Source organism: Ramlibacter tataouinensis, from assembly GCF_001580455.1.
Lineage (GTDB): Bacteria > Pseudomonadota > Gammaproteobacteria > Burkholderiales > Burkholderiaceae_C > Ramlibacter > Ramlibacter tataouinensis_B.
Genome location: NZ_CP010951.1, coordinates 4,313,602 through 4,326,896 on the forward strand (window position 1 = coordinate 4,313,602; position 13,295 = coordinate 4,326,896).

13 protein-coding genes are annotated in these 13,295 nt (G+C 68.0%); 8 read left to right on the top strand and 5 right to left on the bottom strand.

Going from position 1 to position 13,295, the window contains the following annotated elements:
• Positions 1 to 2: 2 nt before the first annotated feature.
• From UC35_RS20000 to UC35_RS20010, 3 genes are all read right to left on the bottom strand, one after another.
• Positions 3 to 1,859 (bottom strand): gamma-glutamyltransferase family protein, encoded by a 1,857-nt coding sequence (locus tag UC35_RS20000; protein WP_061502832.1) that lies wholly within the window; start codon positions 1,857 to 1,859, stop codon positions 3 to 5.
• A 57-nt stretch (positions 1,860 to 1,916) separates the two neighbouring features.
• On the bottom strand, positions 1,917 to 2,675 hold the full coding sequence (locus UC35_RS20005) for a 3-hydroxyacyl-CoA dehydrogenase (protein WP_061502835.1): 759 nt from the start codon (positions 2,673 to 2,675) through the stop codon (positions 1,917 to 1,919).
• Positions 2,676 to 3,073: 398 nt separating this feature from the next.
• Positions 3,074 to 3,616 carry a phasin family protein gene (locus UC35_RS20010; RefSeq protein ID WP_061502837.1) on the bottom strand — a complete coding sequence of 181 codons (543 nt, stop codon included), beginning with the start codon at positions 3,614 to 3,616 and terminating at the stop codon, positions 3,074 to 3,076.
• 187 nt (positions 3,617 to 3,803) lie between these two features.
• Between UC35_RS20010 and UC35_RS20015 the strand changes: the two genes are divergently transcribed.
• From UC35_RS20015 to UC35_RS20045, 7 genes are read left to right on the top strand one after another with little or no spacing between them, the layout of a single operon-like run.
• The gene (locus tag UC35_RS20015; RefSeq protein WP_173861269.1) at positions 3,804 to 4,733 is read left to right on the top strand and encodes a histone deacetylase; all 930 of its coding nucleotides are present in this window, start codon (positions 3,804 to 3,806) and stop codon (positions 4,731 to 4,733) included.
• On the top strand, positions 4,730 to 5,197 hold the full coding sequence (locus UC35_RS20020) for an acyl-CoA thioesterase (RefSeq protein ID WP_061502839.1): 468 nt from the start codon (positions 4,730 to 4,732) through the stop codon (positions 5,195 to 5,197). Before UC35_RS20015 ends, UC35_RS20020 begins: the two co-directional genes overlap by 4 nt.
• A complete protein-coding gene (locus UC35_RS20025) occupies positions 5,173 to 5,895 on the top strand; it encodes a nitroreductase (protein ID WP_061502841.1) in 723 nt (240 codons plus the stop codon). The genes UC35_RS20020 and UC35_RS20025 overlap by 25 nt, the downstream gene beginning before the upstream one ends.
• A complete protein-coding gene (locus UC35_RS20030) occupies positions 5,892 to 7,331 on the top strand; it encodes a sodium:proton antiporter (protein ID WP_145979560.1) in 1,440 nt (479 codons plus the stop codon). The genes UC35_RS20025 and UC35_RS20030 overlap by 4 nt, the downstream gene beginning before the upstream one ends.
• Before the next feature lie 11 nt (positions 7,332 to 7,342).
• A complete protein-coding gene (locus UC35_RS20035) occupies positions 7,343 to 8,323 on the top strand; it encodes a 2-hydroxyacid dehydrogenase (RefSeq protein ID WP_061502843.1) in 981 nt (326 codons plus the stop codon).
• Positions 8,324 to 8,364: 41 nt separating this feature from the next.
• Positions 8,365 to 9,699, top strand: coding sequence for a DNA recombination protein RmuC (locus UC35_RS20040; protein WP_061502844.1), 1,335 nt, complete (start codon positions 8,365 to 8,367; stop codon positions 9,697 to 9,699).
• Positions 9,696 to 10,847, top strand: coding sequence for an MFS transporter (locus UC35_RS20045; RefSeq protein WP_061502846.1), 1,152 nt, complete (start codon positions 9,696 to 9,698; stop codon positions 10,845 to 10,847). Before UC35_RS20040 ends, UC35_RS20045 begins: the two co-directional genes overlap by 4 nt.
• Before the next feature lie 9 nt (positions 10,848 to 10,856).
• Here the strand turns inward: UC35_RS20045 and UC35_RS20050 are convergent, their stop codons facing one another.
• Positions 10,857 to 11,720: a TIGR00730 family Rossman fold protein gene (locus UC35_RS20050; protein ID WP_061503957.1), complete on the bottom strand. Its 864-nt coding sequence runs from the start codon at positions 11,718 to 11,720 to the stop codon at positions 10,857 to 10,859.
• A gap of 115 nt (positions 11,721 to 11,835) precedes the next feature.
• On the opposite strand from UC35_RS20050, the gene UC35_RS20055 reads away from it, so the two are divergent.
• The gene (locus UC35_RS20055) at positions 11,836 to 12,465 is read left to right on the top strand and encodes a hypothetical protein (protein WP_145979561.1); all 630 of its coding nucleotides are present in this window, start codon (positions 11,836 to 11,838) and stop codon (positions 12,463 to 12,465) included.
• Here the strand turns inward: UC35_RS20055 and UC35_RS20060 are convergent.
• On the bottom strand, positions 12,449 to 13,228 hold the full coding sequence (locus UC35_RS20060) for a heme-dependent oxidative N-demethylase subunit alpha family protein (RefSeq protein ID WP_061502850.1): 780 nt from the start codon (positions 13,226 to 13,228) through the stop codon (positions 12,449 to 12,451). The genes UC35_RS20055 and UC35_RS20060 overlap by 17 nt on opposite strands.
• Between the last annotated feature and the right edge of the window lie 67 nt (positions 13,229 to 13,295).

The following is a 13,295-nucleotide window of genomic DNA, read 5'->3' on the forward strand; positions in this document are numbered from 1 at the left end:
GCCTATTCCCCGCTCACCACGCCTTCGCGTCGCGGGTCGGCGCCGCCAAAGAGGCCGGTGGGGGTCTTCTGGATCGCCTGCAGGCCGCTCGTCATGCTCTGCTCGCGCACTTCCGCACCGCGCCTTCGCAGTGCATCGACCAGCGCCGGCGGGAAGCGTTGCTCCTCCAGCAGGGTCGGGCCGTTCAGCGAGCCGAAGTTGGGCAGGTCGATGGCCTGTTGCGCGTTCAGCCCCCAGTTGAGCACCCCGTACAGCGCCTTCGCGGTGTAGTGGATGATGATCGCGCCCCCCGGGCTGCCGGCGCTCATCACGAACTGGCCGGTGGCCTTGTCGAACACCAGCGTGGGCGCCATCGAGGAGCGGGGCCGCTTGCCCGGCTGCACGCGGTTGGCGATGGGCTGGCCCTGGGCGTCGGCGGGCGCGAAGCTGAAGTCGGTGAGCTCGTTGTTCAGCATGAAGCCGCCGGGGCCGCCCTTGACGCTCACCATCTGCCGGACGCCGAACTGGTCCTCGATCGTCGTGGTCATCGCCAGTGCATTGCCGTACGCATCCGCGATGCTGATGTGCGAGGTGCCGTGTTCCACCTGCTCGGGCATGGGCGCGTGGGCGCTCCGGGCAGCCCCGGGCGTCCCGGGTGTTCCGGGCCTGGCGGTCTTCATGCTCTGGCCGGCGGGGGAAGCGTCGATCAGCTTCGCGCGCGCTTCCAGGTAGGCTGGGGCCAGCAGGCTCATCCAGCTGCCGGCCGGCGGTTGGACGAAATCGGGATCGGCCACGTACTGGCCGCGGTCCGCGAAGGCCAGGCGCGCCGCTTCGGTGTACAGGTGAAGCCAGTCCGCGCTTGGCACGGGCCCGGTCGTCCCCGGCGTGCCGCCCATGCCGCTGGTGAGCGCCATGCCGGCGGCCGGCGTGTGGTTCAGGATGCCGAGAATCTGCCCGACCGCGATCGCGCCGGAACCGGGCGGCGGGAAGCCGCAGATCCGGTAGTCCTTGCCGCGCGCAGCATAGTCGTGGCAGATCGGCGCCCGCTTCTTCGGCTGGTAGTTGGCCAGGTCCGCCAGCGAGAGCCGGCCGGGATTGGTCGGGTGCGAGCGCACCTTGTTCACGATGGCCTGTGCCACCTCGCCTTCGAGCAGCCCCTTGGAGCCTTCGGCCGCGATCTTGCGCAGCACTGCGGCCAGTTCCGGATTGCGCAGCACCTGGCCGACTTCCAGCGCCTGGCCATCCGCGCGATAGAAATAGGCCGCGGCCACCGGGTCCTTCTTCAGGTGGGCGTCCGCCTTGACCAGCGTGTTCAGCCGGATGCTGACCTTGAAGCCCTGGTCGGCCAGCGTGATGGCCGGCTGGAACAGGGTCGCCCAGGGCAGGCGGCCGTGCTGGCGGTGCGCCGCCTCCAGCATGCGCACTGCGCCGGGCACGCCCACCGAGCGTCCCCCGACGACGGCCTCGTTGAAGGCCAGGGGTTTGCCGTCGGCGCCGATGAACAGCCTATCGTCCGCAGCGGCCGGCGCCGTCTCGCGGCCGTCGAAGGCCTCGACCTCCTTGCCGTCGAAGTGCAGCAGGAAGGCGCCGCCGCCGATGCCGCTGGACTGGGGCTCCACCAGCGACAGCACCATCTGAACCGCGATGGCGGCGTCGACGGCCGAGCCGCCGGCCTTGAGGATCTGGTAGCCGGCGTCCGTTGCCAGCGGGTTCGCGGCGGCGACCGCGAACCGGCTGGTGGCCCAGCCGGGTTTGGCGCTGAAGCCCGACGAGCCTTCCGGCTGGTCGGGGATGGCGTAGTTGAGGTCGGAGCCGGAAGGGGCGCTCGCGCAGGCGGCGAGCAGCCAGGCTGCGAACAGCAGCGAGAGCCTGGTCTTCATCGCATCTCCTCGGCCGGGGCCCCGAAGGCCGCCGGGAGATGCATCGTAGTCACAGGATCAGCGGGGTGCCAGGCGGATCGCACCGTCCAGGCGGATCACTTCGCCGTTCAGCATGTCGTTCTCGAAGATGTGCTTGGCGAGCTTGGCGTAGTCTTCCGGGGTGCCCAGGCGCGAGGGGAAGGGCACGGAAGCGGCCAGCGAATCCTGCACTTCCTTGGGCATGCCGAACATCATGGGCGTGCCGAAGATGCCGGGGGCAATGGTCATGTTGCGGATGCCATTGCGCGCAAGGTCGCGCGCGATCGGCAGCGTCATGCCCACCACGCCGCCCTTGGACGCGCTGTACGCGGCCTGGCCGATCTGTCCGTCATAGGCCGCGACCGAAGCCGTCGAGATCAGGCAGCCGCGCTCGCCGGTGGACTCGGGCTCGTTCTTGCTCATCGCGTCGGCCGCCAGCCGGATCATGTTGAAGCTGCCCACCAGGTTGACCATGATGGTCTTGGTGTAGAGGCCCAGGTTGTGGGCGCCGTTCTTCCCCACGGTTTTCTCGGCCGGCGCGATGCCGGCGCAGTTGACCAGCCCCATCAGCTTGCCCATGGAAACGGCCTTGGCCACCACCGCCTGGCCATCGGCTTCCTGGCTCACGTCGCACTTGACGAAGGCCCCGCCGATCTCCTTGGCGATCGCTTCGCCCTTGTCGGCCTGCATGTCGGCGATGACGACCTTGCCGCCGTTGGCCGCCAGCATGCGCGCCGTGCCTTCACCCAGCCCGGAAGCGCCCCCGGTGACGATGAAGACCTTGCCCTTGATTTCCATGAATGCTCCTGCATTGACGTTGACGTAAGCGTCAATTATGCCGGGGGCAATGCCGGCGCCGTCGGACAGGCTCATGCACGGCGGTTGGCTTTTCCTGAAACCGGAACGGCTGCAACCGGGATGGCTGAACTGCTGGGCCCAAGGGGCGCAAATAAAAAAGCCCCGATGCAAGCATCGAGGCGAGCGTCGCTACGCTCCCTCGCCCGTGGGGCGCAATAAAAAAGCCCCGATGCAAGCATCGGGGCTAAGGGATCCCTGAACCCTAGAGGGTGTCGAAAGGACCCGAGGAGACAACCTGGAGAAACTTCGATCGATACGAAAGTGTCGCGGAGGTTCGTCGGATTTTGTAGAGCTCCTACCCCACAGCTGGGGGCAGGATGCCTGGCTTCAAGACCTGGTTAGCGCTTGCGCGAGCTGGTCTTGGTGGCGTTCACGGCCTGGGCCGAGACGGCCTGGATGTTGGCTTCGGCGACGTCAGCGGCTTGCTTGACGGCCTTTTGCACGGATTCCAGGGCGTTGTTGCCGGCGGCAACGGCGCTCTTGAACACGGCGACGGCGGTTTCGCTGCCAGCCGGTGCGTTCTTGGCGGCGTTGTCCACGAGGGCCATGAACTTCTTCTGGGCTTCGGTGGCTTGCGATTCGATCGCCTTGCCGAACTCGCTGCCGGTGCCGGAAGCGATTTCGTACAGGTGACGGCTGTAGGCCACGGTCTTCTCGGCCAGGGGCTGGAACAGCGAGGCTTGCAGGGCCACCAGTTCCTGGGCGTCCTTGACGCTCAGGATGGCTTGGCTGGTGCCGGCGGCTTCGGCCATGGCGGCGCGAGCGGCGGTCATGTTCAGCTCGACGAGCTTCTCGACGCCTTCGAAGGCCTTGTTGGTCAGGCCGAAGAGGGTTTCGACGCCGGCTTTTTGGGAGGCGAGGACTTGTTCAGCGGTCAGCATATGTAATTCTCCAATGGTGAGTGAGGGTGAATCTTCCTGCGCTGACCCCGGCTTGCCGTTTTGGTGCAGTGCAGCATGGATGCAATTGTAGGGATGTCCTGACCGTTTGCAAGAGTTTTTTGTTGCGTCGCAGCAAACTAGTACTGCTCACCTAAATCCGGGCCTCCGGGCCGACAATATTCGGTTAATGCGGGCCTTTTATGCCACCCAGTTCACCCTGCAGTTGCCGCCGGGGCACCGCTTTCCCATGGCGAAGTACCAGCTGCTGCGTGAGCGCCTGGCGGCCGAGCTGCCCCAGCTGGAGCTCGCCCAGGCGCCGGCGGCGACCGATGGCGAGCTGGCCCTGGTCCACAGCCCGGCCTACATCCAGGCGATCAGTGACGGCTCCGTGGACCCCCGCATCCTGCGGGAGATCGGCCTGCCCTGGAGCCCGGCCATGGCCGAGCGCGCGCGGCGCTCGGTCGGCGCGACGATCGCCGCCTGCCGGGCCGCATTCCGGGAGGGCATGGCCGCCAACATCGCGGGCGGCACCCACCATGCCTATGCCGACCGGGGCGGCGGCTTCTGCGTCTTCAATGATGCGGCCGTGGCGGCCCGGCTGATGCAGGCCGAGTGGCTGCGCTCGCATCCGCGCGGCCTGCGGGTGGCCATCGTGGACCTGGACGTGCACCAGGGCAACGGCACGGCGCACATCTTCCGCGGCGACGATTCGGTGTTCACGCTGTCGATGCACGCCCAGAAGAACTTCCCGTCCCGCAAGGAGCCCAGCGACCTCGATGTCGACCTGCCGGATGGCTGCCGCGACGAGGAGTACCTGCTGGCGCTGGAGCAGGCCCTGGCGGAACTCGACCGCCGCTTCGATCCCGGGCTGGTGATCTACCTGGCCGGCGCCGACCCCCACGAGGGCGACCGGCTGGGCCGACTGAAACTGACCTGGGACGGCCTGGAGGCGCGCGACCGGCGTGTTTTCGACTGGGCCTGGGCGCGGGGCCTGCCGCTGGCCTTCGCCATGGCGGGCGGCTATGGCGTGCGGATCGAGGACACGGTGCAGGCGCAGGTCACCACCTTTAGAGTGGGGACGCAGTACGCGGCGCGCTGGCAGAATCGCTCGCGATGAGCGATCCGACACCAACAGCACCGCAAGCCGAGCCGCGCGATGGCTATCGCGCCTTCCGCACCATCTCCACCCGCTGGATGGACAACGACGCCTACGGCCACGTCAACAACGTCGTCTACTACAGCTGGTTCGACACCGCGGTGAACGCGCACCTGATCGAGCAGGGCGCGCTCGACATCCACGACAGCCCGGTGATCGGTCTGGTGGTCGAGACCCAGTGCAACTACTTCGCCTCGGTCGAGTTCCCGCAGGCCGTGGAGGCGGGGCTGCGGGTCGCGCGCCTGGGCAAGTCCAGCGTGCGCTACGAGGTGGGCCTGTTCGTGCAGGGCGAGCCGATGACCGCGGCCAAGGGCCACTTCGTGCACGTCTACGTGGATCGCGAGACGCGGCGGCCGGTGCCGCTGCCCGCCAAGCTCAAGTCCGTCCTGGAGGCCTTGCAATGTCCCATGCCGTCAGCACGGTGATCGGCGACCCCGCCAGCGTGGATGCGGCCATCGAGAGCCGCTTCTCCACCCGCGCCTTCCTGCCGAAGCCGGTCTCACGAGACACGATCGCGCACATCCTGCGGGTGGCCAGCCGCGCGCCTTCCGGCACCAACGTGCAACCCTGGAAGGTCTACGTCCTGCAGGGCCACGGCCGCGACAGCCTGGTCGAGAAGGTGTGCGCGGCGCATGACGCGGTCTACCTGAACCCGGCGCTGGCCGTGGAGTACCCCGAGGAGTACGACTACTACCCGCAGAAATGGGTTCCGCCGTTCATCGACCGCCGGCGTGAGAACGGCTGGAGCCTGTATGGCCTGCTGGGCATCGTCAAGGGCGAGAAGGACAAGATGCACGCGCAGCACCATCGCAACTTCCGGTTCTTCGACGCGCCGGTCGGGCTGATGTTCACGCTGGATCGCATCCTGGGGCGCGGCTCGCTGGTGGACTACGGCATGTTCCTGCAGAGCATCATGGTCGCCGCCCGGGCGCAGGGGCTGCACACCTGCCCGCAGGCGGCCTGGCTCAGTTTTTCGAAGGTCGTGCTGCCGCACATCGGCGCCGGCCCCGAGGAAATGCTGGTCTGCGGCATGTCGCTTGGCTACGCCGACGAAAGCGCCACGGTGAACACCTTCCATACGCCGCGCATGCCGGTCGAGGAATTCACCAGCTGGGTCGAATGAGCGGCTCGCCGATGAGGGGCCGCTTCACCCGATTCGCGCAATTCCTGTCTTTCGCGGCCGTCTCGGGCCTGCCGTCTGCCGTCTTCGCCGCGGAGTTCGACGGCCGCGCGCTTTCGCCCGCCTGGGGCCTGCCGTTCGCGGGCATCCTGCTATCCATCGCGCTGATGCCGCTGGTCGTGCCCCGGCTGTGGCATCACCACTACGGCAAGGTCACGGCGGCCTGGGCGCTGGCTTTCCTCGCGCCATTTGCCTGGGTGTTCGGGCCCGGCCTCGCAGGGGAGCAGCTGGTCCATGTGGCGCTGGGCGAATATCTTCCCTTCGTCATCCTGCTGACCGCGCTGTTCACCGTTTCCGGGGGCATCTACATCCGTGGCAACCTGCGCGGCAGCCCCGGCGTCAACACGGCCATCCTGGCCATCGGCGCGGTGCTCGCGAGTTTCATGGGGACCACCGGCGCATCGATGCTGCTGATCCGCCCGCTGATCCGCGCCAATGACAACCGGCGGCACAAGACGCACGTCTTCGTCTTCTTCATCTTCATCGTGTCGAACGCCGGCGGCTCGCTCACGCCGCTGGGCGACCCGCCGCTGTTCCTCGGCTTCCTGCAGGGCGTGGAGTTCTTCTGGACCGTGGGGCACATCCTGCCGGAGACGCTGTTCCTCGTCGGCGCGCTGCTGGCCATCTTCTACGCCATGGACTGGCACTACTATCACCGGCGGGAGGAACGGCTGCCCGTGGATCCGACGCCGGACACCACGCGCCTCGGTTTCGATGGCGCCCGAAACTTCTGGCTACTCGCCGCGGTCGTCGGCCTGGTCCTGCTCAGCGGGTTCTGGAAGACCTCCCGGGGTTTCGAGATCGCAGGCACCCAGGTGGGCCTGCCGGCGCTGGTGCGCGACCTCGGGCTGCTGGCGGTCACCTGGCTGTCGCTGCGCATCACGCCGGCGCGGGTGCACGAGGACAACCAGTTTTCCTGGGCGCCGATGCAGGAAGTGGCCAAGCTGTTCGCGGGCATCTTCGTCACCATCGTCCCGGTCATCGCCATGCTGCGCGCGGGGGTCGGCGGTCCCTTCGGTGCCATCGTCGCGGCCGTGACCCGCCCGGACGGCAGTCCCGACCCGGCGATGTACTTCTGGGCCTCCGGCACCTTGAGCTCCTTCCTGGACAACGCCCCGACCTACCTGGTGTTCTTCAACACCGCCGGCGGCGACGCGCAGGTGCTCATGGGCTCGATGGCGACCGCGCTGGCCGCGATTTCCGCCGGCTCCGTGTTCATGGGCGCCAACACCTACATCGGCAACGCGCCCAATCTCATGGTCCGGGCCATTGTCGAAAGCCGGGGCGAGCGCATGCCCAGCTTCTTCGGCTACATGGCCTGGTCCGGCTGCATACTGGTCCCGCTGTTCGTGGTCATGACCTTCATCTGGTTTCGCTAGGAGACACACTCATGGACAAGCCCCCCATCCTCGTCGCCCGGGCGATTTTTCCCGAGATCATCGACCAGCTGCAGCAGCACTTCGAGGTCGAGCACAACCAGGCCGACGAGCTCTGGTCCAAGCAGCAGCTCGCCGCGAAGCTGGCCGGCAAGGCCGGCGCCTTCACCACCGGCGGGGAGCGCATCGACGCCGAGACGATGGCCAACGCGCCCGGGCTCAAGATCGTCGCCAACATGGCCGTGGGCTACAACAACTTCGACCTGCCGGCGATGACGCAGAGGCGGGTGCTGGGTACCAACACGCCGGACGTGCTGACCGAGACGACGGCCGACTTCGGCTTCGCGCTGCTGATGGCGACGGCGCGGCGGCTGACCGAAAGCGAACATTTCCTGCGCGCAGGCCGCTGGACCCGCTGGAGCTACGACATGTTCTCGGGCCGCGACGTGCATGGTGCGACGCTGGGGATCCTGGGCATGGGCCGCATCGGCCAAGGCATCGCGCGGCGCGGCGCGCACGGCTTCGGCATGAAGGTGATCTACCACAACCGCTCGCGCCTGGCGCCGCAGCTCGAGGCCGAATGCAAGGCGCGCTATGTCGGCAAGGAGGAGCTGCTGAAGACCGCCGACCATCTGGTGCTGGTGCTGCCGTACTCGGCCGAGTCGCATCACGTGATCGGCGCGGCGGAACTGGCGCTGATGAAGCCCACGGCCACCCTGGTGAACGTGGCGCGCGGCGGCATCGTCGACGATGTCGCGCTGGCGGCGGCCTTGCGCGAGGGCCGGATCGCCGGCGCCGGCCTTGACGTGTTCGAGGGCGAACCCCAGGTGCACCCGGACCTGCTGAAAGTCCCGAACGTGGTGCTTTCGCCCCACATCGCGAGCGCGACGGTGCCCACACGCATGGCAATGGCTCAGCTGGCAGCGGACAATCTGATTGGGTTCCTGGTGCACGGCAAGCCGCTCACACCGCTGAACCCTGAAGTGTTGAACTAAGACTAGGTGGCGGGTTACCGGCCACTGGAAAGAAAAAGCCCTTGGAGATCTGGATCCTCGCCGCCCTGGCGGTCGCCAACCTCTTGCTCGTCGGCCTGTTGCTGATGCGCAAGCCGCCCTCCGGCGATTCCGCGCGCGTGGAACTGCTGGCCGCCAGCGAGCGCCTGGAGCGCGAGCTGCGGCGCGAAATCAGCGAAAGCGCGCGCGGCTCGCGCACCGAGCTGATGCAGCAGCTGGCCACCTTCCAGGACGCGGTGGTCAGGCAGTCGGCGGAGGCGACCCGCACCCAGAACATCCAGATCGACGCGTTCGCGCAGCAACTCGCCCTGCTGCAGAAGACGCTGTCCGACACCCTGTCCGCGCAGTTGCAAAGCCTGGGCGAGTCGAACGCGCGCCGCATCGCGGAGGTTCGGGCGACGCTGGATGCGCAACTGGCGCAGCTGCAGCAAACCAACAGCGCCAAGCTCGACGAGATGCGGCGCACGGTGGACGAAAAGCTGCAAAGCACGCTGGAAAAGCGCCTGGGCGAGAGCTTCAAGCAGGTGGCCGAGCGCCTGGAGCAGGTCCACAAGGGCCTGGGCGAGATGCAGACGCTGGCGCAGGGCGTAGGTGACCTGCAACGCGTGCTCACCAACGTCAAGACGCGCGGCATGTTCGGCGAGGTGCAGCTCGAGGCCCTGCTCGAACAGGTGCTCACCGCCGAGCAATACGGCCGGCAGGTGGAGACCAAGCCGCGCAGCAACCAGCGCGTGGACTTCGCGATCCGCTTCCCCGGGCGCAACGGCGACGGCATGCCGGTGTGGCTGCCGGTGGACGCCAAGTTCCCGCGCGAGGACTACGAGCGCCTGCTCGACGCGCAGGAGCGGGCCGACACCGCCGCGGCGGAGGCGGCGGCCCGCGCACTGGAGACGCGCATCCGCCAGGAGGCCAAGTCGATCAGCGAAAGCTACCTCTGCCCGCCCTACACGACCGACTTCGCGATCCTGTTCCTGCCAATCGAAAGCCTCTATGCCGAAGTGCTGCGGCGCCCCGGCCTGATGGACAGCCTGCAGCGGCAGTACCGGGTCACGATCGCCGGGCCGACCACGCTGCTGGCCATGCTCAACAGCCTGCACATGGGTTTCCGCACGCTGGCGCTGGAGCAGCAGGCTTCCGAAGTCTGGAAGGTGCTCGGGGCAGTGAAGACCGAATTTGAGCGCTACGGCATCTGGGTCGAAAAAGTCCGCGAGCAGGTGCGCAAGGCATCCGACACGCTGGACACCGCGCACACCCGCACCAACCAGATGCGCCGCGCGCTGAAGGTGGTCGAGGCGCTGCCGGAGGCCCAGGCCCAGGCGCTGCTGCCGCAGGCCGAAGGGGACGAAGCCACGGCATGACGGGTGGGCTTCAACCCGCGCTCGCGCGGCTGATCGCCGGTCAGATCTTTCTTCATGCCTGCATGGCGGGCACGCGCATGGCTGCGCCGCTGCTGGCGCTGCGCAGCGGACAGAGCGAGGCTGCAGTGGGCGTGCTGCTGGCACTTTTCGCGCTGACCCAGGTGTTCCTGGCACTGCCGGCGGGGCGCTTCGCCGATCGGCACGGTGTGAAGCGCCCGGTGGGCTATGCCGTCATCGCGGCCAGCATTGGCGCAGGACTCGCCGCGGCCTGGCCGGTGTTTCCCGTGCTGTGCGTGGCGGCGCTGCTCACCGGCGGTGCCACCGGCGCGGCCGTGATCGCCCTGCAGCGCCACGTGGGCCGCGCAGCCGAGAACCCCACCCAGCTCAAGCAGGTGTTCTCATGGCTGGCCATCGGCCCGGCGGTGTCCAACTTCATCGGGCCCTTCGCTGCGGGGCTCATGATCGACCTCGCGGACTTCTGGCTGGCCTTCCTGCTCATGGCCGCCTTGCCGCTGGTCGCGTGGCTGTGGGTCCGCAACGTGAAGGAATTGCCCCCGGTGGTGCGCCCCGCGTCGGCTGGGCGCAGCAAGGCGTGGGACCTGCTGGGCGAGCCGGGTTTCCGGCGCCTTCTCATCGTGAACTGGCTGCTGGCCTCATGCTGGGACGTGCACACCTTCGTGGTGCCGGTACTGGGGCACGAGCGGGGCCTGTCGGCGTCTGTGATCGGCACCATCCTCGGCGCCTTCGCCGTGGCGGCGGCGCTGGTGCGGCTGGCGCTGCCCCTGCTGGCCGCGCAGCTGCGCGAGCGGGTGGTGGTGAGCACCGCGATGCTGGCGACCGCGCTGCTGTTCGCGATCTATCCCTTGATGCGGGGGGCGTTCGGCATGGGACTGTGCTCGGTGCTGCTGGGCGTCGCGCTGGGCAGTGTGCAGCCGATGATCATGAGCATGCTGCACCAGATCACGCCCGAGCACCGGCACGGCGAGGCGGTCGCCATGCGCCTCATGGCGATCAACGCGTCCAGCGTGGCCATGCCGATGCTGTTCGGCGCCGCCGGCGCCTTCATCGGCATTTCGGGCGTGTTCTGGATCGTGGGCGCCGCGGTGGGCGCCGGGGCGCGGACGGCGCTGCGCCTCGGCCGGCACTAGAGCCCGAACTTACAGCCGGTAGAAGTTCTTGATGATGTCCCAGGCGCTGACCACGTCGTCGGCATGCTGGAACAGTTCCAGGTCGTCCGGCGAAATCACGCCCTCGTCGATCAGCACGTCAAAGTCGATCAGCCGCTTCCAGTAGTCGGTGCCGAACAGCACGATGGGCACCTGCTTGGATTTGCGGGTCTGAACCAGCGTGATCACCTCGAACAGCTCGTCCAGTGTGCCGAAGCCCCCGGGGAAGGCGACCATGGCCTTGGCGCGCATCATGAAGTGCATCTTGCGCAGCGCGAAGTAGTGGAACTTGAAGGACAGGTCCGGCGTCACAAAGCGATTCGGTTCTTCCTCCATGGGCAGCGCGATGGACAGGCCCACGCTGATGCCGCCGGCTTCGTGTGCGCCGCGGTTCGCCGCCTCCATGATGCCGGGGCCGCCGCCGGTGCAGACGAACAGCTTGTCGACCGGTTTCTTGCCTGCGCTGTATTCGGCGACCAGCCTGCCGAATGCGCGGGCCTTCTCGTAGTAGTGGGCATTGCGCTCGCACAGCCGGGCGCGGCGCAGCAACGCTTCGTCGCCGGACCTCTCGGCCGCAGCAAGCAGCGCTGCCGCCTCCTGCTCGCTGCGAAAGCGCGCGCTGCCGAAGACAACGATCGTGTTCTCGATGCCCTGGCCCTGCTGTTCGAGGTCGGGTTTGAGCAACTCGAGCTGAAAGCGAATGCCTCGCGTTTCGCGGCGCAACAGGAATTCGGGATCGGCGAAAGCCAGGCGGCTGGCGTCGGGGTCGAGGGGGAGCCCCTCGCGCGAGTGGGCCTGCAGGGTGGCCCACGCATCGGCCAGCCGCCGATCGTGGAGGTTTCTCGTGGAAGGCATGGTGCCATTCTGCGACAAGCAGGGATTTTGATTAGGCCTTGCCGCTGCTTCTCGGCTATTCTTCCGCCGGGGAAAATCTCGGGGGGAGCGAGGTTTGGAGGAGACGCTATACCACGTGCAGCTCGAGGGCCGCAGCGTCGGCCCATACGACAGGCGCACGATCATCGGCATGCGCATCAGGAAAGCCCTGACCAGCGCGGATGTGCTCATCGGCAGGGATGGGTCGCGGTCCACCGTGGCCGACCTGATCGGCAGGCGAGGACCGGCTTTCAGCCCGACCCGCACCGGCAGCTTTTCTCTGGTGCAGGCCACTTATACGGCGGCGCTGGTCCGCAGGGCCGCGCGCGGGGCCGGAATCCCGTTATTTCGCGGCGAGATGGAGGCTCGTGTGCAGAGCGATGTCTTGCGGCTGGCCGGGCGCTTCCGGCGGAACTTCGCCTGGAAGGAAGACCGCGTCAAGATCCCCTTGAAGGACTTCGTGCATGCGCGCGTCCGGGGCTCGCTGGTGGACCTCTGCCTGCGTGCGGTCAATGGACGCAGGCTGCACCGCGTGACCCTGGAACTGTTCACGCCCGAAGCGGCCGGTGAGTTCGTCGACTGGCTGCCGGAAGCCACGCCGTTTCCGGAGAACGCGGGCCGCCTCGGCGCGGCGGGCCTGCCGGTTCAGCCGCTGATGGCCGCTGCCCTGGGCGTCGTGCTGACCGTCGGCATCGTGCTGATGGCCGTGCTCAGGCACAGCAGGTAGCCAGCCACGCCAGCAGGGGCTCGCGCGCGGGTGCGAGTCCTTTGTAGGCCAGCACGGCGTCCGTCATCGATGCCAGCGAGTCGTGCAGGCGCCGGGCTGCGCCGGGCACGCCGGCCACCGCCGGCAGCGGCTCCAGCATGACGTGGATGGCGAACACCGCCTGCCGCGTGCCGCGCCCCACCGGGAAGAAGGTCTGGCGCTCCACCCGCAGCCAGCAACGCTGCGCGAAGGCCTGGGCGTCGTCGGGGGCGGGCCAGGGTTCGCGCGGGTGCCGCCGGGGGTGCTGGTCGTAGCGCCCGGAAGGGCTGATGGTCCACACATGGCGTTCCCAGCACTCGCCGGAGGTCACCAGCCTGACCAGCGGCTCGGATGCCGCCAGCAGCGCCGCATTGTCGGCCACTGGCGCGTGCAGCGCGGCGAAGTGCAGGCCGACCTTGTCTTCCGGCGCCCAGTGGGAAGGCACGGACACGCACAGCCAGGGCAGGGTGGCGCTGTCGCCGTCCAGCACCGCCAGGTCCTGCTCGCAGGCGAGCTCCAGCGGCGTGTCGCCGGGCACGCGCTCGGCGATGGCCTGCAAGGCGGGTGTGGGATCGAAGCCGGGGGCGACGTGTCGCGACTGCCCGGCCTGCAGGACGGCGAGCTTTTCGCGATACAGGGCGCTTCCGGGCGCCAGCGGCACCAGCTGGGGATCCTCCGGTGCTATGCGGCGCAGGCCGGGCTGCATCCGGAACGGGACGGTGACGTTGTCGAAATCGAAGTTCACGGCGGTCCCTCAACTATCCGGCATTTCTCTGCGGCATTGCAGGCACCAAAAAGAAAGGCTCCTTTCG